The organism is Prevotella aurantiaca, from assembly GCF_015262605.1.
Lineage (GTDB): Bacteria > Bacteroidota > Bacteroidia > Bacteroidales > Bacteroidaceae > Prevotella > Prevotella aurantiaca.
Genome location: NZ_JABZSJ010000013.1, coordinates 24,162 through 46,738 on the forward strand (window position 1 = coordinate 24,162; position 22,577 = coordinate 46,738).

A 22,577-nucleotide genomic window follows, 5' to 3' on the forward strand; every position below is an offset into this window, starting at 1 on the left:
TTAATCGTCCAAATTTTCTTGAATATATTTTTCTTTCTATTGCGTTTTTTGTATCTTTGTATTAAGAAATAGGTTTATGGTAACGAAAACAAGAGGAATAGTACTGCGTAGCATTCGTTTTGGCGAATCATCATTAATTGTTGATGTTCTAACAGAACTATCGGGACGTGTTTCTTTTGTTGTACGCATTCCTAAAACATCGAAAGGAAAAATTAAGAAACAATATTTCCAACCCATGACCTTGCTTGAGTTTGAATACGATTTCAGGCAAAAAAGTAGCTTGCAGCATATTAAAGATGTGAGAATAGCGCAACCTTATTCGTCTATTCCTTTTGAACCTATAAAGTCGAGCGTACTGCTTTTCCTTGCAGAATTCTTATTTTATACGACACGCGATGAGCAAGAGAACTCTACATTATTTAATTATATAAGTACAAGCTTGGAATGGTATGACAGCGCTTGTGTTGATTTTGCAAACTTCCATCTTGTTTTTATGATGCGCTTGAGTAGATTTCTTGGCTTTCAACCCTTCCTTGAAGAATTCACGGAGGGTTGTTTCTTCGACCTTCGCAATGGTTGTTTTACTATATCAGCACCTCTTCATTCTGACTTTTTAAACGCAAAAGATGCTGAACACATGTATACACTAATGCGAATGAACTTTGAAACAATGAAACTTTTCAAACTCTCGCACAACGAACGTAATCGAATTACGGAGCTTGCCTTACATTATTATCGTCTCCACATCCCTAATATGCCTGAGCTACAAAGCTTCGATATCCTACGAGAAGTTTTTTCTTAATAAGCTTCTTCAATTCTAAAGATTACATTTTCTGTATTTCCAATGCACCATTGAGAGATTTTCTTACATTCATTTCATGTTGATTTTACTCCGACTAAGTAGATTCTAATACTACTTTTAAAATTGGCTTTGAGCGTCATTCCATTTTTCTCTATCCTCTTCCATCGTCTTAACAAACTGCATTTAAATTATTCCTATTTAACAAGACAAATACAATTGTACGAAAAAAAGTCGTATCTTTGCTTTAAAATTAGACTTAGTAAATATCAAGCGATATGAAGAAAATTATATTTATCGTCATTTCATGCCTTACAATAATGGCAAGTTCATGCTCAACAGAAAAGGATATCATACAATTCACAGTACTCCAAAATTATTTTTATAAGAATGATGCGCCAGAAGGCGACCAATTACTGAAGCTAACAACACAAGAAGAATTTAACCATTACTTTGGTGAAAGTGCCTTTATGGGCAAAGATGGTGAACCTACAAAGATTGATTTTAGCAAAGATTTCGTCGTTGCAAAAGTCTTATCAGAAAGCAACAAATCACCAGAAATTATCAACATATCACTAAAGAAGAATGGTACCGGCGAGCTTATCTTAGGTTATGAAGTAAAAGAAAAGAAACCCCAAAGCTTTACAACCCGCCCAACTATCCAACTTGCAGTTAGTCGTGAATACTTAAATGCAGAAATAAAGGAAACTAAGAAATAAGAAAAAAGTCTTTTCAACTATTTTACTTTTATCCGAGAAAAGGTGTTTTACATAACAACTGCGATAACAGCACATAAAAGAACAACTACCACCTTTGAAAAGAGATAGCTATAAAATAAAGACAACACATTTACGTTCTACACAAAATGTAATTGCGTTTTCTTCTTTAAAAACTACTTTCTTAAAAAGCGAGAAGCAATTTCGAGCGTTAGTCTTTTAACAATTGTTCAGCAACTGCCTCTAATTCAGCATACCATTCTTCGCCAAAACGACGAATAAGCGGACCTTTTAAAAATTTATAAATAGGCAAATTGAGCTCCCTACCCTTCTTTACGGCATCTTTGCAAATGTCCCAACGATGATAATTCAGACCTACAAGATTATTACCAAACTCTTTTACGCGAATTGGATAAAGGGCGCACGAAATAGGTTTTACAAAGTTTGTCTTCCCTTCACGATACGAACGTTCCAGCGCACATAGGCAACATTCTTTATCATAAAAGGTAAAAACGCAGTCTTTTCCATGCACAATGCTGGTTACTAACTCTCCTTCTCTATCGTTATAAGCAACACCTTGCTTATCGATTACAGCTTGAGCAGAAGCACTTAGATCGCACCAAACAGTATCAACAACATCTTCTATGGCTGCAATTTCCTCCATAGAAACTGGCGCACCAGCATCTCCTTCCACACAACAGATACCTTTACAAGCGTCCAGATCGCAACAGAACTTCTCCGTTATAATGTCTGGTGAAACCAAAACATCGCCAACCTGCAAGATAGGTATCATCTTCTTATCGCTCATTTCTTTCCTTTTCTCTTTCCCAAATATGGATTTACCAATCTATTTCGTCCAATCCCAGTTGTTTTAAATAAGCATTGCAACGTGAGAATTGGTGCTGACCGAACCAGCCTCCTCTATTTGCTGACAGCGGAGAAGGATGCACTGACTCTATAATAAAATGGCGATTGGTATCTATCAAGCGCTTTTTTGAACGGGCAAAACCACCCCAAAGCATAAACACAACATGCTCACGACGATTACTTAATGCTGCTATTGCAGCATCGGTAAAGTTCTGCCAACCCAATGCTTGATGACTATTGGCTGCATGAGCACGCACCGTTAATGTTGCATTGAGTAACAACACTCCTTGTTTTGCCCAACGTGTCAAGTCGCCCGATGTAGGTATAGGTTTCCCAAGGTCGCTTTGTATCTCTTTATAAATGTTTTGGAGAGATGGCGGAAGCATTATTCCTTCAGGCACAGAAAAGCTCAAACCCATTGCTTGTCCCTGCTCATGATAAGGATCTTGACCAAGAATAACCACCTTCACCTTATCGAACGGACAAAGATTAAAAGCATTGAAAACCAGTTTAGCTGGCGGAAAGCACAAGCCATTCTTATATTCATTGCGTACACTTTCGGTGAGTTGAGCAAAGTAAGGCTTTACAAACTCACCCTCCAAATGCTGTTTCCAAGAAGCTTCAATATCTACCATAAACATATTCTTAGATACAATTCAGCCCTATCAAGCATAAGTTTGATAGGGCTAAACCATTGTTTTTATCTTTATTTATCTTCTATCAAGCATTCGCCTGTCATCTCTTCAGGCTGTTCTAAGCCCATAATATGAAGAATAGAAGGCGCAACATCAGCCAAACGTCCAGACTTTACACGTGCAGAATTATTATCAGTAACGTAGATAAATGGTACTGGATTCAATGAGTGTGCCGTATTTGGCGATCCATCTTCGTTTAGTGCATTATCTGCATTACCATGATCTGCGATGATGATAGCCTCATAATCGTTTGCCTTTGCAGCTTCGATAACGTCCTTAACACAATTGTCTACAGCATGAACAGCCTTTGCAATCGCATTCATAACGCCTGTATGACCAACCATATCGCCGTTAGCAAAGTTCACAACAATGAAGTCGTACTTCCCTGTATTGATGGCTTCAACCAGTTTATCCTTTACAACATAAGCACTCATCTCTGGCTTTAGGTCGTAAGTAGCCACCTTTGGCGATGCCACCAAGATACGATCTTCGCTTTCATAAGGTTCTTCTCTACCACCATTAAAGAAGAATGTAACGTGCGCATACTTTTCTGTTTCAGCCGTATGTAACTGCTTTTTGCCTTTCACACTTAGGTATTCACCAAGTGTCATGGTAACATTCTCTTTTGGGAATAGTATGTGAACACCTTCAAAGCTTGCATCGTATGGGGTCATACAATAGTATTGCAAATCCTTTATGGTGTGCATACCCTGCTCAGACAAGTCTTCTTGTGTAAGAACATAGGTAAGTTCCTTTGCGCGGTCGTTACGATAGTTGAAGAAAATAACAACATCGCCTTCACCAATAGTTCCGTTTACGTTTGCATTTGTAATTGGTTTGATGAACTCATCGGTTACTCCTTCTGCATAACTTTCTTCTACTGCTTTCACCATATCGGTAGCTTGCTTTCCTTTTGCGTCAACAATTAGGTCGTAAGCTTCTTTTACACGCTCCCAACGCTTATCGCGATCCATTGCATAAAAGCGTCCAACAACAGATGCTATATGCGCTCCGTTGGCATCACATACCTTCTGTATGTCTGCAACAAAGCCTGCACCGCTCTTCGGATCGGTATCGCGGCCGTCCATAAAGCAATGTACGTAAACGTCCTTCAGACCGTATTCCTTACCAATTTCGATTAGTTTATGAAGATGTTCCAATGATGAGTGTACGCCACCGTTAGATGTTAAACCCATCAAATGGAGCTTTTTACCAGTCTTTTGTGCATAACTGTAAGCGTTAATGATTTCTTGATTCTTCAAAATATCACCGCTTTGGCACGCTTTATTTATCTTTACTAAGTCTTGATATACTATTCGTCCTGCACCAATATTAAGGTGCCCTACCTCCGAGTTACCCATTTGTCCATCTGGCAGACCTACGTTTTCACCCGAAGCTTCTAACTGTGAGTGAGAAGAAACTGCATTTAGATAGTCCAAATAAGGTGTTGGTGTATTGTAAATAACATCTCCTCTACCATGTTTTCCGAGACCCCAACCATCGAGAATCATCAGAAGTGCTTTTTTTGCCATAATGATTTTTATTCCTTAAATACCTATTTTTACTTGATGCAAAGGTAAGAAAAAACTTAGAAAGCACAAAACAATCTCAGCATTCTACTCACTTTTTTGGATATTCAGTGCTACTATTTTAGACAACAACAGTATAGAGCAAATAGCCCCAGTGTGCTACTAATGCTGCAACCAGACCTCCAATTGTATGAGAAAGTATGGCCTTTGAGGTAAGTTCGCGGTATCCAATTGTATCAAGCATCGCTGTATGGGTGCTTAAGAAACCGCTCCAGCACATACCGATACCTGTAAATACAGCGATTGCATTACCATCTATCCAACCTTGAGATAGGAAATTTGGAACAAGACTTAGGGCTGCTCCTACTGCACCCAGCGCTGTAATAGGGAATGCTATCTGGTGTGGGTCAGAGAAACCGAATAATGGTTCCAACAGCCAACCGAGGTAATTGGCGGCCTTTGGCAATACCGCAATACCTTCATAAGCAGCTCCGGTGAACTCGCCAGTCTTGCTTGGACCGAACGTAAGTATCATTACAAGAGTAGAAATGATAAGCACACCAGGAATGATAGCCATACCTACCTCTACTCCCGACTTTCCTCCGTCAAGCAAAGAGTTAAGTGTACGCAAGAAGACAGACTTCTCTTCTTCGTGCTGCGGGCGTTCTACTTGATTTTCAAACTTCTCTGAATCGAGTGCATTTTCAATACGATACTGTGGATAAGACTTCAATACGAAGTGCTGCATGCAACGTGTTGATACAACACAACCAAAGCAAGCGCCTATAAAACCAATCAATGGTTCAGCGAAATAGCCTTGTCCAAGCATGAACACAATTACGATAAGGCCCATACCGAAGGCTGTTCCGAAGTTGGTAAGTGATATGTATTGGAACTTCTTGAAGTAGCCACTGAAGTGCTTATCCTGCGCTAACGTAATGATAGCAGGGTTGTCTGAGAGAAAAGTAAGTATAGCTCCCAGCGAAGCAACACCAGGAAGGTTGAACAACGGACGCATAAGTGGACGCAAAACCTTCTCGATTAGGTCTACAACACCAAACTCTACAAGGAGCTTTCCTAATGCTCCTGTTAGCACACAGATAGCCATTAGGTAGAAACAAGTGTTTAATAACAAATCGTGTGCCGTATGCATAATGGTGTTAAGCATAGGCGCTACTCCCATTACCCAGCCGATGCCGCCGAATAAAGCAAAAATAATTAGCAGACATACTATACCTTTTGGCAATATCTGCTTCGACTTTTTAGTCGTGTTGTTCTGTTGGTTTTGTTCCATTTTCGTTTAGGATTATATCACAGGTTTAAAATTTCGGGCGTAAAATTACTATATTTTTCACAATTACAAAACTAAAAATTGAAAAATATTTAAAGTACGATTAACTTATGCTATAAGCCTCGTAAGAATACGCTCATAAGGTTATCCTAATGCCTGCCATTTACAACAATCTTATCTTATGGTTTAAACAAAAAAATCGCATTATAGGTTATTAAGTGTTGAAAATATAGAAGAACAGAGGACAATATAAATGTAAAGATTTCGCCAAACCTGCCAAACGGTGCAACAAATTGGTTATCAACGAATTGCAATACCCATTGTTTTACATTGCAAAAGAGCCTGTTTTACACGATAAAAGTGCCTATATTGCAACGCAAAACAGGCTCTTTTGCAACATAAAACCGCAAGCATCGTTTTTTACTTGCAGTTTTCTTGACAAATCAAAGCGGTTTTATATACCTATTAGATCTATTATATGAGGACAAAATATGTATTACCTGTCATACGTATAGAGCTATTTTAACGATGTAGGCTACACGAAAAGAAAATCCTCAGCACCTACTTTTTATTCATCAAAGCCGATGGGCCTGATTTGCTTTTGCGTTTCGCTATAAACAAAACCAGCTGCGTGTAGCCGCTTTTTCAGGTCTTCTATATTTTCATTGAAACTATTGCAGAGCGATGATAATGTATCAAATTCTCCATCGCGCAACAGCATATTCACTGCACTAACGAGGATTGCAGGGTCGTTGGGTAACTTTTCCATAAAACAAAATAATATATTGTGGATTTTAAAAGAAAGGCAACAAAATAGTCTAAAGTCTGATTTTGCAGCCTTCGTATAATATAAGGGTATTGAAAAATGCCCCAACTGGCAATGCCAGATTTAGGGCATTATAGGGTTATTTCATCGATTCGCTAACGAACTGCAGGGGCAGTAGGTCTTTAATCGTATTGATTACATAAACTCCTTCTGTACCATAAAGCAAGATACGAACAGGCTTTTTGTATCGGTCTTCTACCTCTAACACCACCTGTCGGCACGATCCGCAAGGCACAATAGGTAGTTTCATCAGTCCTCCTCCATTGCGTGCAGCAATGGCTAATGCCTTTATGGGTTGGTCTGGGTGTGTGCTTTGCGCTGCAAATATAGCCGACCGCTCTGCACAGAGTCCTGATGGATAGGCCGCATTTTCTTGATTTGCCCCTATCACAACTTCGTCATTTTCTAACAATAAGGCTGCTCCTACACAAAAATGGCTGTATGGCGAATAACTATTTTTGGTGGCTTCGATGGCCGATTTTATAAGCGCTTGCTCGTCAGCCGACAATTCTTCTGGTTGGCAAACACTTATTTGTATGTTGATATTGATTTGCTTCATACGTTATTTTATGTTCTTTCGCTTATTCGGGTCTGTACTCATAGCACCCAACATCGGGTTTTGCATCTCGTGTAAACCCATCATGATCGGTAGTACTAAGCCCATTGGGGAGTGTAATTCCTATATCACGAGCCTTCGATTTTTCTGAAAGATGGAAATCGTATGCCTGCTTATCACCATCGATCTTGCGGAAATGCTTCTCTCCCGACTGCACAGTGTCGGTGGCTTCTTCCCACACTACGTCGATGTATTTGGTTGCATCGATTTCCGTTGGCTTTATTGTGCGCAAGATACTATGGTCAAATTTGAAGTTATAAGCGGTTTCATCGGTAAATGCTCCCATAATTACGTCGGCGGCATAACCCGTTATCAAGGTGTTGAAAACATGGAATTGATGGAGTGTATACTGCTTTCCATCGCTGCTATTTCCAAACCTTAGGGCTGCCCCACGATTTCCATCGAATGGATAAAACTGCGCAAGGGTGCAATGACTCAGTGTTATAATACCGCCAAAGAAAGCTGCACAGTCTTTCAATGTATTTGTTATCTGGCTATTGCTGACATCTATTTTGCAGTTGGTAGCCAGCAAACCATATCCTTGACAGTTATGAATCGTGCTTCGACGAAGCGAAAGTGTAGTACGATCGACACTTGAAGAGTCGCATACAATACCATTATAAGTAGAATGGATATCTGCAAACTCTATTTCATTGTCGTAACTTGATGTGTTGAAATGTATGCCTTGCCACTGTCCGCTAACGCGATCGTAAGGCAAATAGTCGAACATATAATCGAGACGATCGCCTCTTAGCGTAACTATTTTGTCTTTTGTACCTGCTATTTTCAGCTGTCCGTGCACGTCAATGCCTGCTTTATTTGCAAAGTAAAGGGTTGTTCCAGCGCCTATTGTAAGCGTTGCGCCTTCATAAACCTTGATACCTCCCTTCACCACAATGGGCTTTGTGCTTTGTATTATTGTATCATGCTTCACTTCAATATTCTGCAATAGTTCGGCATCCCAGCTATAAGCTCTTAGGTTTACCTTCTGTTGCACCGAACTTTCGAGTGTAAACACAAGGTCGTCCTCCACCAGTTGCGGATCGTTTTTACCATTCTTAGGCGTCGTAAGTTCTACGAACACACGAATGCTATCCTTATTTCGCACTTCAAGTCCGTTTACCTGATAACCATTTGTCTGCCCCAAGTAGATACCATCTACATTTACACGGAAACCTGTTTGATTGCCTTGTGCCAACCGAACATTGGAAAGACGAATGCCATCTCCTGACTTATTGTAGACCCAAAAGGTCTTTGTAGGGGTTGGAACCTTCGAAAATGTAGTATCAAGACGTACCGTATCTGCTGAAAATGCCAGCCTATTATTTACCGACGTTGTAAATGTATCGTCGTCGTTGCAAGCCGTTACCAATCCGACAACAGCCAACAGCAACATATATGCAAGTATTCTAAACTTCTCCATCGGTATTATAACGCTGAAAAACACTACTTATTACATTATTATAATAAAAATACAAGCAAACGTGCGATAGTCTGTACTCACGGTGCAAAAGTGCTTTTAAAAATCTGTACTGCTGCTTTCGCTCTCCAAAAGCGCAGCTCAAGAGTTAAAATATTTTAATAAATAGGGGGGGGTAAATGCTTTAATGTCAAAATAAAGTATTACATTTGCAACATATTATAACGATAAAACCAATCTAATAATAAACAACGCAGCATCTATGAAACAAAAGAAATGTTTATTTAGCCTTATACTTACCTTATTGGTGAGCATACCAATGATGGTAAGTGCAGATATTGTTACGGGTAAAGCTGTAGACGACAAGACGGGCGAACCGTTGGCAATGGCGTCAGTACGGATGGAGTGCAAGATGGGTGGATCCATTCATACCATCACTACCACTACCGACTCGTTGGGCAATTTCAGCAATCAGTGCTCCTCTGAAGGGAGACTAACGGTTACGGTGAGTCTCTTAGGCTACCACGATACCAAGAAGAGAGGTTACTGTGGAAGCGGTTCGACTGCCGATACCATAAAGTTAGGGGAGTTCAGACTGCAACCGTCAGACGTTGTACTCGATGAAGTGATGGTGTCGGCAAAGGCAAAACGTTTCACCATACAAGGCGATACGATTGTGTTTAACCCTGCTGCATTCAAGCTAACCGAAGGTGCACGACTGAAAGAACTCATAGAAAAGCTGCCAGGCGTAACGAAAAAGGACGGCAAACTCTACTGGAACGACAAACCTTTGCGCCTCCAAATGAACGGACACGATATATTCGGAGGAAGCGGAATCGTTGCCGACCTGCCTGCAGAAGCTGTTCAGAACATTAAAAGCTACAACAAAGCGAGCGACTTTGCCAAACATTCGGGCAAAGACGACGGGAAGGAAGACCAAGTGTTGGACATTAAAATAAAGGCGGGCTTTATGGATAAATGGTATGGCGACATAAAGGCAAAGCTACAATCGCCCAAGAACTACGAGGCCTCCATAAGTTCTTCAAAGCTCAGCGATAAAAATCCTATTATGTTCCAATTCGATGCTAACAATGTAAACCGATATCAGAAAGTAGGTACAAGCTGGTGGGAAAGTGGCGACTTCGACTATTTCGGCAAGGCACAGAATGCAGCCTTAGGCTATCAGCACAACTGGAAAGCAATAGCCAACGAATATCACTTTGTTGCACTTTCTTCTAACTTCAATCACAAAGATGGTTGGGGAACCGACTACGAAGCCGCACAATACTTCTCGCCAAACAATGTAACAACGTGGAGCCTCAACCGAAAGAAACACTATAACCATGAAATAGCGCCCGAAGTGCGTGCCGAATTGCTGTCGTTTGTAGATAGAAATAACATCGCTGCAGCACACTTAATTTTCAATTACACATTGCAACGAAACAATACAGAGACAGGTAGCGCACGCTTCGACACCGATACGAAACCTTACGGAGACTTTCCTTTAGACTTAGCACTAAGCGCAGGGCACGGCGATGCAGTCTATCGGCACATTATAAACCGAGAACGTTCGTACCAGCAACAAATAAACGAAGGTGGAGGAATTAAACTCGAAGGTATCTGGAAACACTTCATTGCCAAGAAAGCACAGTTGGAAATCAATGCCGAAATGGAATACCAGAACGGCAACAACCGCTTCGATGCTCATCGCGAGCTGGAGTATATAAACAAAGGAACATCTTCGCCACTCTATCAATACAGCCGCGCGCCCTATCATAACATAGAGGCAAGCGGAAAGGCTGCATTGGAATACCACATAAACGATGCTCTTATGCTAACCGCAGCAGAGCAATTTAAGGCTAGTAACAATAACATTCGGCAGAGCTTTTACAGTTCGCCCATTGCTTCGAAAATAGAAAGCGACCCTGAGAGTGTGCTCGATGTAGCCAACAGCTATCGAAGTAAACACTTAGAAACCAATGCCACAAGTACGCTTGGTATAACTTACAAGGTGGGCAATTGGCAGTTTATTCCTACCGTAGACTATAATTTCGATTGGGAACAACTGAACTATCAGCGTGGTAGATTAGACACTGTGGCACACCGCAATAGTAATACCTTTATGCCGGGAATGGCTGTTAAATGGAAGTTGAACAAGAATAATCGCTTCGATATTGCATTCAACTACACAACAAAGCTGCCCGACCTGCTGGCTACATTGGGCTATCGCGACGACACCGACCCATTCTGGATAGTAGAAGGAAACCCTCTATTGCATCGCAGTCATCAGCATACAACCTCGTTAAACTATGCTGCCACAGCGACAAAACAGCAAGCTATGTTCCTCTTTAAAGTGGGATACACACACATTATCAATCCTATTGCTACTGTATATAACTTCGACCCACAAACAGGCGTGTACCGTAGCCACAGCGAAAACGTGCGAAGCGGCAACGATTGGTTCGCTGAAGTAACCTACGACCGAAGCTTTGGCGACTACATACACTTCTCCAACAAGGCAGAAGCGCATTTCAAGAAAGCGTATGGCTATCTTGCCGATTTCAACGGACACGCTGCACAAGAGCAAAACCAACTGAAAATGTTTACTTTCGTATCAAATCCCGAACTGTCGTACGAAAGCGATTGGCTGAAGGCTGGCATCTTCGGAGAAATTAATTTGCAACGAAACAGATACTCGCTGGCGAGCCAATACAACAACACACCTATTGAATATGTCTACGGATTGCGCGCAACACTGAAGTGGAAAGGCTGGGAGATAAACAACGAAATACAAGACAAAGCCACAACAGGCTATTTATCGCAGACTCTGAACCGCCACCGCATAATATGGGAGGGCTACATTCGTTATGTTTGGAAGAAGAGTAAGAACTGGATTGGATTAAGTTTCGACGATATTCTGAACCAAAACCGCTATTATGAACTTAACGTAAACTCAACAAATCGTACCGAAAAGTGGAACGAATTTCTGCACCACTACGTTAGCTTAACCTTCAATTACCACTTCGACGCAAAAGGCAATAAAAAGTAAATATCCGCTCTCCGCTCTGTACCACTATTGCCTTCTGTTGGCAGCACTATGGTTTGCTGCCAACAACACTATGGCTTATGCTCTATTTATCGTTAGATAAATGGTTTTACCAGTGTATATACACTATACTGAAACGAATGTACATCTATGGATCTACGAATGTATATCTATGGATCTACGAATGTGCATCTATGGATCTACGAATGTACATCTATGGATCTACGAATGCGCATCTATGGATCTACGAATGTACATCTATGGATCTACGAATGTGCAATTGTTGATGAACAAACACTACGCCATAGAAATAACGGAGCAATTCCATTGTGTAGAGCAAAAAAACAGCAGACATCTAACTTATTAGATGCCTGTTGTTTTGTTGTTTCGTCTTAATTGGGCGTTACGTCGCACCCATATTGTTTTATCTTTATACCATTAACCTTTGGTAACTTTCGTATTCTTGCTAAAAGGTGGTTTGCTGCATTTTGGTTATGAAATATATAGGTATGCTTAGCAATAAAACAAAATAAGCCGAGCTTCTAACGGCTACTTTTGTTTTTAACAATATAAACTCTCACTATTTAGCATCTGCCCTTACAAGTTGCATTGCTATATTAACAGCTTGCCTAATACGGTCTGCCATACCAATGCCGTTGCGCAGATTGCCACCTATTATTAAGCCCTTATAGTTCTGTTCAATGCGTGTAATGGCTGCAAAACGCTCTCCACTCGATAGCTCATACTGTGGAATGGCACGCTCGTGTCGGAATATTCGTATCATCTCAGGGCGTATATTGTGTGGAAACCGAAGCATAGTAGGCAATGCTTTGGTTACTATTTCGCACAATTCGTTATCGTTCTTCGTAAGCATTTCAGCGTGTTTCACCCCACCGAGGAAGAACGAAAAGAGTGCGCCCTGTGTAGGACAACGATGCGAAAAGCAAGCCGATGGGAAAAGAATACCCAACAATTGTTGCTGCTCGCAAGTAGGAATAAGTCCGCCGAAGGCTTTATTTTCAACACCTTGCGCATTGGTTAATCCCACGCTAACTTGCACAATGGGTGCGTAGTGTAGGGCAGAGATAGGCATAATGTCGGCGTTATCAACAAAGGGCAACATAGTTTTTAGCTCGTAAGCCCCCACAGTTGTAACCACGTGCCTACTATGCAAACTTATTTTTTCGCCACTTGTATTGGTATAGTTCACCTGCCATATTCCTTCCAGCGGTGTAACAACAACATTGTTGGCTTGTAAAACTATATTCTGAAATCCTACCGATTGTGCCAGAGCGTCCACCAAATGTTGCAATCCGCCTACCGCCGAGAACACCTTTTTAGTAGCCAATCGGTCGCGTTCAGTCTTCCTTTCCCTTCCTTTGGCTATGCCTCCACGAATAAAACTTCCATAGTTCTGTTCCAAGTTGTAGAGCTTTGGCAGTGCATATCGTGTAATGAGCGAGTGCGGATCGCCAGCATATACACCCGAAATAAATGGGTCTACAGCATAGTTTAAATAGCTTTTACCCAGTCGTCGAACAACCATTGATGCCACATCTTCGTTTGGATTGGTACCCTTTGCACGGAAAGGTTCGAGCAATATTCCAAACTTATCTGTCCAACTGAATAGCGGTGTGCGTATCGCAGTAATCAAGTTAGATGGTAAGGCATAAAACTTTTTACCTTTCCATATCCACCGTTGCTTAGCTTCGTTGTGTGCCTCCTCGAGTGTGCAGCCTTCTTTTTCCAAATCTTTAAATAGTTCAGCCACTTCAGGATAGCTTACAACACCCGTGTTTGGTCCGCTTTCGAACGTGAAACCATCTTGTCGATGAGTTTGAATTTGTCCGCCAAACCTATTTGTTTTCTCTAACACAACCACCTCTTTACCGTGCTTTCGCAACGTGTGTGCAGTAGTTAGTCCTGTAAGTCCGGCACCTATAACAATAGTGTCTATAATATGTTGTGTTTCGTTTTGCATTGTGCAAAGAATAAAGAGTTTATACTGGTTTTGAAAATAGTTTATGATTGTTGCGCATCATGGGGTCGAAAGTAGCAGCAACATTACGCACAAAGGTCATACCATCGTTAGTTAGTTTCACCGAATTGGTATCGAATGTAATCAAACCATCAGTCTGAAGTTCTTTCAGTTGCGTCTCATCGTAGTGTACAGCTTGCTTAATATCATCAACCGAGCAATGCAACCTTTTAGCCATATCGTTCCAATTCACAGAGTTGTTGCACATAATACATTCTATTACTTCGCGTGTTATGCGCTGCCACGACGCCAAAGCGTAACCTTTTGTAATGGGCAATTGGTTTGCATTTACTTGCGAAATGTAGGCAGAAATATCTTTCGTGTTTTGTGCATACGCCTCGTCTAACTGACTGATGCCCGACACGCCAAAGGCATAAACTTGTGCTGTAATGCGACGTGGACAATAGCCTTGAAAGTTTCTATGCAAAGTTTGGTGCTGTAAAGCCACATTCAAATCATCGTCGGGCAACACAAAGTGGTCCATACCAATAGCACAATAGCCCTCCTCCTGAAGAAGTTTAGAAGCCTCTTCAAACATTTTTAGTTTTTCGGTTTGTGGGGGCAAGCCAGCTTTCTCCAATATCATTTGTCGTTTAAAAATACTTGGCAGGTGTGCATAACTAAAGGTTACTAAGCGGTTAGGATGTAGTTTTATGGCAGCTTCTATAGTAGAAACAAACTCTGCTACAGTTTGTCCGGGCAAACCATAAATAAAATCGAAGTTCACCTTTGCACCGCCCTTACGCAATATATTCATAATATCTTCAACAGGCAAAATAGATGGTCGACGATTTACGGTGTTCAAAACATTCGCATTAAAATCTTGAATGCCTAAGCTGAAACGATTAAATCCACTGTCGAGCAAGTATTGCCAATCGGTTGTGTCGAGATATCCAGGGTGGCATTCAATAGCAATCTCTGGTTGTTCAATGGTGTCGAAAGCCTCCAATAGGTGTTCGTTGAGCGAACGAATAAAGTGTAAAGGCATTGACGATGGACTTCCTCCTCCATAATGTATCTGACTTATCTTGCGATTTTTGTGCAAATGAGGTAGCAGTAAATCAATCTCTTTGTGTAGTGTGTTGAAATATTCTTCCACCCGTGAAGGTTTCGCCATCGCAACAGAGTTACAGCCGCAATAGTGGCAAAGATGTCTGCAGAAAGGCACATGTATATAAAAGGAAATATTGTCGGCAATTGCATTGTTCGATGCTTCTACAGCTTTCAGATAACGTTGTGCATCGAAAGCTTCAAACTCGTTTGCCGTCGGATAGCTTGTATAACGAGGAACAGGTACATTATATTTCTTAAAAAGAGCTTCGTTCATTATTATTTCACTGTTTTATTCATTTGTAAAGTGTATAAGAAAGATGCCAATGCAATGGCGCTTTGTGTAGCAAACATTCCAGCATAGCCCACATAATGTGCAATGACACCGCCTATAACTGCTATTATAATTCCCATCAAGTGAGTTATAACGGTTTGAACTGTAAAATCGGTACCTTCTCTTCCCACTCGTACATGTTTCATAGATGAAGTGTAAACCACAACAGTTCCCATACCATAACTGCCCCATAACACAACAATAGCAATGGTTAAGGTTAGAGTTGTTGTGAAATTTTGGTTTATAGATAGGAATACAAAAATGAGTGTTGCCAGGAACATTATGAATGCAAATACAGACCGCATACGCTGATAGCCATAACGACGCACCAAAATTCCTGCTGGATATGCCATAACGAAGGCTGCACCAATGCCAATAATGCCACATAGGAAACCTATTTCTTTCATAGAGTAACCCAAATCTACCATAAAAGGTTTAAGTATAGACATAATGCCAATGATACCTGTATAGTAGAGAACTAAGAAAACTATTTGTCGTGCTATGCCTTTTTGCGTGAAAAATAGTACAAAGTCTTTCCACGTAGCACGCTGTTTTGTTTGTGTTTCTTGTTGGAAACTAAGTTTCTTATGTAGTAATAGTGGAACAAGTGCTATAAGAACAAAAATACTGAGACATTGTGTTACACTATTCCAACCATACGAATGGAGCACCATAAGTAATACACCACTTCCTAAAAGACTTCCGCCAAAACTACCCATCGATTGCATACTGTTAAGTAATCCACGTTGTTTGGTTGTTGATGTGCGTATAGCTAAAGCATCAGTTGCAATATCTTGTGTGGCTGAAGCTGCCAAAGCCAAAAGTATTATTGCTATTAGAATATGGAAATAAGAGGGCAGAATTGTATGTAAATCGAAGAGGCTTGTTATAAAAATAAGTAGTGCATAAGTAATTTCAGCACCAATAATAGCTCGTTTATAGTTGCGCACTGTATTACAATAACGGTCTATTGCTGGCGACCAAAACACTTTTAATATCCATGGCAGTTTTATTATTTGTAGCAATCCAATAACGGATAGCGACACTGCTTGTTCGCGCATAATAACTTGCAGTGCCGTAGTAAAAAAACTCATAGGCACTGCTTGAGCTATATATAGACTAAAGAAGGTAGACAGATAAGCTACCTTCTGTGTTTGTTTTTTGTTCATAGAGAAAAGATAATCTGATACTATGGATTAAGTTTAAACACCAAAGAGGTGCCTATCATAAAAGGTTTACCTTGTTGAGCAAATGCTGCAGACGAAACAAAAGCATAGCTCATATAATGTGTATTGGTTGTATTCTTTGTCCAAACTTCCCATGTGAAACGTCCCTTTGTTGCTGCAATCTTCAGATTGAGAAGCGCATAAAAAGGTTGTTTTAACTTGTTATCTTCTGTCCAATATATTTTTCCAGTACCTGTAAGTGCAGCATTAAACATAAGTTTATCTAATCCTGCTACATTAGAAAGTGTATAATTAGCTACAAACGACATAGTTTGTTTTGGCACCATTGGTAACATATTGCCAGTAAAATCTACGGTTGCACTTTTCTTATAATATAGGAATTGCGCATAAGTATAACCATAATTTGCTTGCAATTCTAAGCTTGTGATAGGACGATAAGTTGCCGAAAGCTCGAAACCTTTACTGTTAGAATGTCCTGCATTATTAATAATATTTCCTACACCAGGTACGGTAGTTGTTACTTGTTGATGTTTCCAATCTATGTAGAATAAACTCATTTCTGTTTGAAGAGTTCCATTAAGGAAAGCCAACTTTGCTCCAATTTCGTAATTCCAATTGTATTCTGGATCGTAAGCTGGAAGTTTCTGTGTAGTAGAAGTAACATTATAACCACCAGCTTTATAACCACGTGCTATAGAAGCATACACCATTTTGTTGGCAGAAATTTGCTGACTGAGTGTAAATTTTGGTGTTATCTGACTAAAGTGCATGCGGTCTTTATACGTTGCTGTTTGTACATTACTTGCAAGTCCTGTGCTTAGATTATATTTGTTTGCTGTATAGTTTTCGCCTACTCGTTCATAATCGTATCTCAATCCTATTGATGCATGTAGTGTTTTTGTTATATCATAAGTAGACTGATGGTAAATAGCTCCTCCCCAAGTAGGATTATTATAGAACTTAGGAGTAGCAAAGTCTTTTGTTATGAACTGTGTTTCAACACTATTATTTAATTTTTGGTAGAAGCCGAAAGCACCTATAATCCAATGATAGCGATTATTATTGTTTGCCGAACGTAATGTAAGCTCTTGGCTTACGAGAGTTTGTTTCAGTCCTGTTATAACAAAGTAGAGGTCTTTTGGTGTAAAATCTTGGTCTATATATTGTTTATCTTTACTGTATTGGAATGATGTTTGTGAATTGAAGTGGAGTTTATCTCCTTTATAAAGCCAATTTAAGCCAGCCGAAAGAACATTTCGTCTATAGCTACTGTAACGATTGTAGTTTACAGATTCTACCGTGTTATTGGTTGCGTTATATTTTCCGTAAGGATAACCACCTTGTGTAGAATGATCGAAAAGAACATTCAAACGCATTGTCCAAAGTGGAGCTGCTTGCCATGCTAATCCCATTTCTGCATTGGCACTTTTCAAATTATCTGCTTTTTCTCCCGTTGCTATATTGCGAAAAAATCCATCGTTTCTATGATAATTTCCTGCTACGTGAAGTCCTAAACGTTGTGTAAGTTTCTGATAATGCGATAAGCCTAAACGTAAATCGTTGCGCGAACCATAACTCAATTTGGCTATAGTGTTTTGATATTCTAATGGTGAATAGGTATAAATATTGATAAGTCCGCCTGTAGAATTTCGTCCATATAATGTACCTTGTGGTCCGCGTAGAATTTCTATTCCGTTGATTCCTGCTATATCTAAATCAACAACTGACCGTTCAAAATAGGGCATTCCATCAACATATAGTCCAACAGAAGGGGCATTTGTTTTAGAACCAATACCTCTAATGTAGATAGGTGTATTTTGTCGTGCACCATAATCTGCTATAAAAATATTTGGAAACACACTACTTACATCGCGTAAGCCATTTAATTCGTTGTGGTTAATAAACTGACTCCCTGCCACAGATACTGACATTGGAGCTTTACTAATGTTGTCTTGTTTAAACCCATTCACTACAACCTCTTTTAATATGTGATGTTGTGTGGTTGTTGAATCGGTTACTTCTGCCATTGCACAAAGTGGAAAGAGTGCTGTACATAGTAAGAAAGAAAATTTCATAACTCTTGTTCTTTTTAATGTGGGTGCAAAGTTACGTCTTTCTTTTTTTACATACAATCATCATTTATAAGGAAATTTATAAGGAATATTGCTGAAAATGTGAGATTATAACTATGTGCTCAACTTTCGGTTGTTATATTCTTACCAATGGTTTTGTTATATTCTTATTAATACTTTTCTATGTTTTATTGCTCACTTGCAAAATGCCAACAACTATAGAATGTAGATGCCTATATATAATAAGGTGTAAACAATTAGAATAGTCGTCCCTTAAAAACAATATTTCAGCATAAATCTTGTATTGACAAGCTCTATGCTGATTCTTTTTATAAGGTCCAAAAGAACTCTCATAGCTCTTTTGAAGTTATATGCTGCTGCAGCTAATAATACATTGATAGCATCTCCTTTCACACCTTTATAAAAGTTGCGAGATAATCGGTGGTCTGCTTTAAGATGTCCTATCGTTGGCTCTATACCAGCTCGTTTACAAAATAACTTGTGTTTCTTTCTCTTTTGGTAGTAGCTGTCTTTAGGAATATAATATCAAGCATATCCATGGCAAACCCTTGCATCCTCAGACGCAGGGAAAGATAGAACGATATCACAGATCGATGAAAAATGTGATTAAGCTAAATCATTATTTTTGTCCCTCTGAATTGGAAAATGCTATCGATGGGTGGGTGAAATATTATAATGAGAGAAGGTTTCATGAATCGTTAGATAATCTTACACCCAAAGACGTATATTTAGGGCAAGGGGAGAAAATCAAAAAGATAAGAGAAATAATAAAGCAAAATTCAATCAACAAAAGAATTTTTGATAATAAAACAATGAAATATCAGAGTAAATAACTACATTTGCAGTTGTGCACTTTTGTTTGACAACGTACAAGTAGTGGTAATAAAACAACTGTTGGTTTATGAAAAATATCATGTTTTTACTGTTCTCTACAATCGTTTTTGTTGGTTGTGCAAATAAAAACAACTATACTAACGAAGTTTTCTCAACTACACTCCAATGCAATGACAGTGTTATAAATATTGATCTGTTTTGGATTGAGAATAAACGAACTCCTTTGACCGGTGGAATAGTGGTAGAGGTTAGTAATGCCGTTGGTATTATAGACATACAGAAATATATATTTATCCAGAAAGACTGTCAAATTATATTGAGTAGTGAATCTGAAGCGGATATCTGTACGCTTAACTTAACGCCGTATTCAGAGAATTCCATAAGAATTAGTAATATCAACGCACCAATATTCTATGTAAAATCTGACAGTCTCGTGCTTTATAAAAAGAAGTGAAGTGAAATATAATATATGAAGTTATTAAAAACAAATGCGGCACGCAAACGCAAGCCACAATAATGATAAATAACAGAATGTATAACATTAAAACTGCAAGTCTATAGTAAACCACATATAGATTGTTTGAACTTACCCATACAAGGGTATGTCCCAACACCCTTATAAGGGTAACGGGCAATACCCTTATAAGGGTGTTCCTCATTACCCATATAAGGGTATTAAAAGCCGTAAGCAATAAACAGAAAAAAATAACGTTACATAGTCGTTCCTTAAAAACAATATTTCAGCATAAAGCTTGTATTGACAAGCTCTATGCTGATTCTTTTTATAAGGTACAAAAGAACTCTCATAGCTCTTTTGAAGTTATATGCTGCTGCAGCTAATAATACATTGATAGCATCTCCTTTGACACCTTTATAAAAGTTGCGAGATAATCGGTGGTCTGCTTTAAGATGTCCTATTGTTGGTTCTATACCTGCTCGTTTACAAAATAGTTTGTGTTTCTTTCTCTTTTGGTAGTAGCTGTCTTTAGCTTTAGGAACGTCTGGAATGAGTATCTTTGTCTGCCCAATCTGCTTTATACCTCTATACCCTCTATCTCCTGCTAACTTATCAACCTGCTTTCCTGTCATCCTTTGGGTTTGTTCCAATGTCTTTTCGATAGTATGCCCATCATATTCATTCCTAAAAGAACATGCACCAATAATAAGTCCTGACCATGAGCGAAGAATAGATACTTTATTGCCAAACTCATATTGCTTATGTTCCTTACCCTTGCTGATGCAAACTACATCTGGTTCGTGCAGAGAATATACTTTGTTCTTTGACTTCCTATTCTGAGAAAGAACTCTGTAATATAGCTCAAACATCTTCTCATATCCTTTCCTTCCCCCAAGATTACGCTCTAGCTCTCTTACTAATCTACCTGCTATGGTCTTCAGTTGCCTATCTGCCTTAAGAGCTTTCTCTTGAAGTCTCCTCTGTCGGCTGAAAGACAGTCTTGCTCTGGGGAAGAAGAGGAAGAATTGCAGTCTGTTGTCTTTGAAAGCAAATATAGAAAAATGGATTCAAAAGTCAAAGGAATACAGATTAAAAGACTTACAGATTATGGATATTTAACGGTTCTTTCCTGTCTGCTGGCTTTCATCATTCAGACTGTCTTGTAATCTCATTCATATTACCTCGCAAAGTGACTCATTTTACCGCGTGATTAGAGTCACTTTACAAGGTGATATGAGGCATATTGCAAGGCTATAAGAAGAGATTTGTTATCTGTTTGATACTCAGGGTTTTATTAACAGTGATAGACTAATGCGCGTTTGGCGAAGTCAAGATGTAGAGAGCGGAGTATCAATGAAGATTATCAAGAATCTATTTTATTTTTCTACATTCTATTTTTACATTTTCCTTGCCTTCAGAATTGCTGATATAAGGACTTTCCAAATAGTATTTTCCTTTCTTGTGATATAAATTCACTGTGGGTGAAACGCTTCTGTCAATATTGGGCATCGGTGTGTCTTCCGAGAGCGATTTGACAAAATCAAGGGAGAGTTTGTCTTCCGTTTCGTTTTTTACACTACATTGGATTTCAAAGGCAGTCATTTGCCCATTACCGCTGAATACACACCGGTCAGCCGCGATGCTCAATGTGTACTCTATGAAAGGCGAGGGAACAACGGTGGTATCTGAAATGAAATATTCATAGTCACCGAACCATTTGGGATTTTGGACGGCTACGATAGGTGTGGGGCTTTCTTCGGTTTCTTGATCATCACACTTTTCCTTTATTTCTTTGAAATATCCTTTCTTGTTGGTAAAGTAATTGTGGTATACTTCGCCATCTTCCATATACTTATATGTCCATAAAGCTTTATTCTGGTCAATTATCTTACATCTGAAGGGTATGAAAATATTATTGACAAAAGATATGATGAACTCATTATCTTCTAAATGTACTGTGTCTATGGGATAATGTGTGTCTTCCATATCATACTGCACAAAGAGTTCTTTTTTTATTGTATCGACATATATTTTATGTGCTACATCAAAGCAAGCATGGTATATTATGGTATCCCCATGGTCTGTAATTGTCAATTGCTCCCAATTTCCAACAAAGGAATTGTTGTTGCTGTCTTTTATGTCATACCATTTTTGTGCATTGCTGCATGAGTAGAAGAATAAAAGGAAAAATAAGATATTTAATAATTTCATAATTAATTCCTCCTAATTTGTGTTACTACATATTTTTTTGTTGTATTATATTTTGTTGTACCTCGTAAAGAGTAGTCAACTTGATTGAGAGTTAAAATTGTACGTTGTCAAATAAAAGTGCACAACTGCAAATGTAGTTATTTACTCTGATATTTCATTGTTTTATTATCAAAAATTCTTTTGTTAATTGAATTTTGCTTTATTATTTCTCTTATCTTTTTGATTTTCTCCCCTTGCCCTAAATATACGTCTTTGGGTGTAAGATTATCCAACGATTCATGAAACCTTCTCTCATTATAATATTTCACCCACCCATCAATAGCATTTTCCAATTCAGAGGGACAAAAATAATGATTTAGCTTAATCACATTTTTCATCGATCTGTGATATCGTTCTATCTTTCCCTGCGTCTGAGGATGCAAGGGTTTGCCATGGATATGCTTGATATTATATTCCTTACAGAGATACTGTTTGAGAGAGGAAGCAATATAACATGGTCCATTATCTGATAACAGACAAGGAGGATTCTGGAATGTAACTCCTGCCTTCTTAATTGCTTTATCTATTG

18 protein-coding genes and 2 pseudogenes are annotated in these 22,577 nt (G+C 39.1%); 5 read left to right on the forward strand and 15 right to left on the reverse strand.

Annotated elements, in window-relative coordinates:
- Positions 1-76 precede the first annotated feature (76 nt).
- Both recO and HXN26_RS03920 read left to right on the forward strand, forming a co-directional pair.
- Positions 77-802, forward strand: a complete 726-nt coding sequence (gene recO, locus HXN26_RS03915; RefSeq protein ID WP_025000623.1) for a DNA repair protein RecO — start codon at positions 77-79, stop codon at positions 800-802.
- 275 nt (positions 803-1,077) lie between these two features.
- Positions 1,078-1,518 carry a hypothetical protein gene (locus HXN26_RS03920; RefSeq protein WP_025000624.1) on the forward strand — a complete coding sequence of 147 codons (441 nt, stop codon included), beginning with the start codon at positions 1,078-1,080 and terminating at the stop codon, positions 1,516-1,518.
- Positions 1,519-1,726: 208 nt separating this feature from the next.
- Here HXN26_RS03920 and HXN26_RS03925 read toward each other — a convergent pair whose 3' ends face one another.
- The 7 genes from HXN26_RS03925 to HXN26_RS03955 form a co-directional block, all read right to left on the reverse strand.
- A complete protein-coding gene (locus HXN26_RS03925) occupies positions 1,727-2,323 on the reverse strand; it encodes a DUF3109 family protein (protein ID WP_273158861.1) in 597 nt (198 codons plus the stop codon).
- A 31-nt stretch (positions 2,324-2,354) separates the two neighbouring features.
- Positions 2,355-3,017 (reverse strand): uracil-DNA glycosylase, encoded by a 663-nt coding sequence (gene ung, locus HXN26_RS03930; protein WP_273158863.1) that lies wholly within the window; start codon positions 3,015-3,017, stop codon positions 2,355-2,357.
- A gap of 71 nt (positions 3,018-3,088) precedes the next feature.
- On the reverse strand, positions 3,089-4,609 hold the full coding sequence (gene gpmI, locus HXN26_RS03935; RefSeq protein WP_273158865.1) for a 2,3-bisphosphoglycerate-independent phosphoglycerate mutase: 1,521 nt from the start codon (positions 4,607-4,609) through the stop codon (positions 3,089-3,091).
- A 118-nt stretch (positions 4,610-4,727) separates the two neighbouring features.
- Positions 4,728-5,900: a nucleoside recognition domain-containing protein gene (locus HXN26_RS03940; protein WP_273158866.1), complete on the reverse strand. Its 1,173-nt coding sequence runs from the start codon at positions 5,898-5,900 to the stop codon at positions 4,728-4,730.
- A gap of 565 nt (positions 5,901-6,465) precedes the next feature.
- A complete protein-coding gene (locus tag HXN26_RS03945) occupies positions 6,466-6,666 on the reverse strand; it encodes a DUF4250 domain-containing protein (protein WP_025000629.1) in 201 nt (66 codons plus the stop codon).
- A 136-nt stretch (positions 6,667-6,802) separates the two neighbouring features.
- Entirely contained in the window at positions 6,803-7,282 is a 480-nt protein-coding gene (gene cdd / locus HXN26_RS03950; protein ID WP_273158869.1) for a cytidine deaminase, read from the reverse strand.
- A 22-nt stretch (positions 7,283-7,304) separates the two neighbouring features.
- Positions 7,305-8,762, reverse strand: coding sequence for a right-handed parallel beta-helix repeat-containing protein (locus HXN26_RS03955; RefSeq protein ID WP_273158871.1), 1,458 nt, complete (start codon positions 8,760-8,762; stop codon positions 7,305-7,307).
- A 259-nt stretch (positions 8,763-9,021) separates the two neighbouring features.
- Between HXN26_RS03955 and HXN26_RS03960 the strand changes: the two genes are divergently transcribed.
- Together HXN26_RS03960 and HXN26_RS03965 are read left to right on the forward strand one after the other, a co-directional pair.
- Complete coding sequence (locus HXN26_RS03960; RefSeq protein WP_273158873.1) at positions 9,022-11,808, forward strand: peptidase associated domain and porin domain-containing protein; 2,787 nt, start codon at positions 9,022-9,024, stop codon at positions 11,806-11,808.
- A gap of 147 nt (positions 11,809-11,955) precedes the next feature.
- Positions 11,956-12,201 (forward strand): hypothetical protein, encoded by a 246-nt coding sequence (locus HXN26_RS03965; RefSeq protein WP_273158875.1) that lies wholly within the window; start codon positions 11,956-11,958, stop codon positions 12,199-12,201.
- Between the two features lie 184 nt (positions 12,202-12,385).
- Here the strand turns inward: HXN26_RS03965 and hemG are convergent, their stop codons facing one another.
- From hemG to HXN26_RS03990, 5 genes and pseudogenes are all read right to left on the reverse strand, one after another.
- Positions 12,386-13,786: a protoporphyrinogen oxidase gene (hemG, locus tag HXN26_RS03970; protein WP_273158876.1), complete on the reverse strand. Its 1,401-nt coding sequence runs from the start codon at positions 13,784-13,786 to the stop codon at positions 12,386-12,388.
- 19 nt (positions 13,787-13,805) lie between these two features.
- The gene (hemN, locus tag HXN26_RS03975) at positions 13,806-15,170 is read right to left on the reverse strand and encodes an oxygen-independent coproporphyrinogen III oxidase (protein WP_273158877.1); all 1,365 of its coding nucleotides are present in this window, start codon (positions 15,168-15,170) and stop codon (positions 13,806-13,808) included.
- A gap of 2 nt (positions 15,171-15,172) precedes the next feature.
- Positions 15,173-16,396, reverse strand: a complete 1,224-nt coding sequence (locus tag HXN26_RS03980) for an MFS transporter (RefSeq protein ID WP_273158878.1) — start codon at positions 16,394-16,396, stop codon at positions 15,173-15,175.
- A gap of 20 nt (positions 16,397-16,416) precedes the next feature.
- The gene (locus HXN26_RS03985) at positions 16,417-18,489 is read right to left on the reverse strand and encodes a TonB-dependent receptor (protein WP_273158880.1); all 2,073 of its coding nucleotides are present in this window, start codon (positions 18,487-18,489) and stop codon (positions 16,417-16,419) included.
- A 270-nt stretch (positions 18,490-18,759) separates the two neighbouring features.
- Positions 18,760-19,020: pseudogene (locus HXN26_RS03990) on the reverse strand (transposase); the annotation flags it as partial.
- Between the two features lie 20 nt (positions 19,021-19,040).
- Between HXN26_RS03990 and HXN26_RS03995 the strand changes: the two are divergent.
- Positions 19,041-19,340, forward strand: a complete 300-nt coding sequence (locus HXN26_RS03995; protein WP_276655789.1) for an integrase core domain-containing protein — start codon at positions 19,041-19,043, stop codon at positions 19,338-19,340.
- A 727-nt stretch (positions 19,341-20,067) separates the two neighbouring features.
- On the opposite strand, the pseudogene HXN26_RS04000 reads toward HXN26_RS03995, so the two are convergent.
- From HXN26_RS04000 to HXN26_RS04010, 3 genes and pseudogenes are all read right to left on the reverse strand, one after another.
- Positions 20,068-20,766: pseudogene (locus HXN26_RS04000) on the reverse strand (transposase); the annotation flags it as partial.
- A 403-nt stretch (positions 20,767-21,169) separates the two neighbouring features.
- The gene (locus HXN26_RS04005; protein ID WP_273158884.1) at positions 21,170-22,009 is read right to left on the reverse strand and encodes a DUF5991 domain-containing protein; all 840 of its coding nucleotides are present in this window, start codon (positions 22,007-22,009) and stop codon (positions 21,170-21,172) included.
- A 137-nt stretch (positions 22,010-22,146) separates the two neighbouring features.
- Positions 22,147-22,577: integrase core domain-containing protein (locus HXN26_RS04010; protein WP_337954475.1), on the reverse strand; the 431-nt coding region annotated here is incomplete at its 5' end.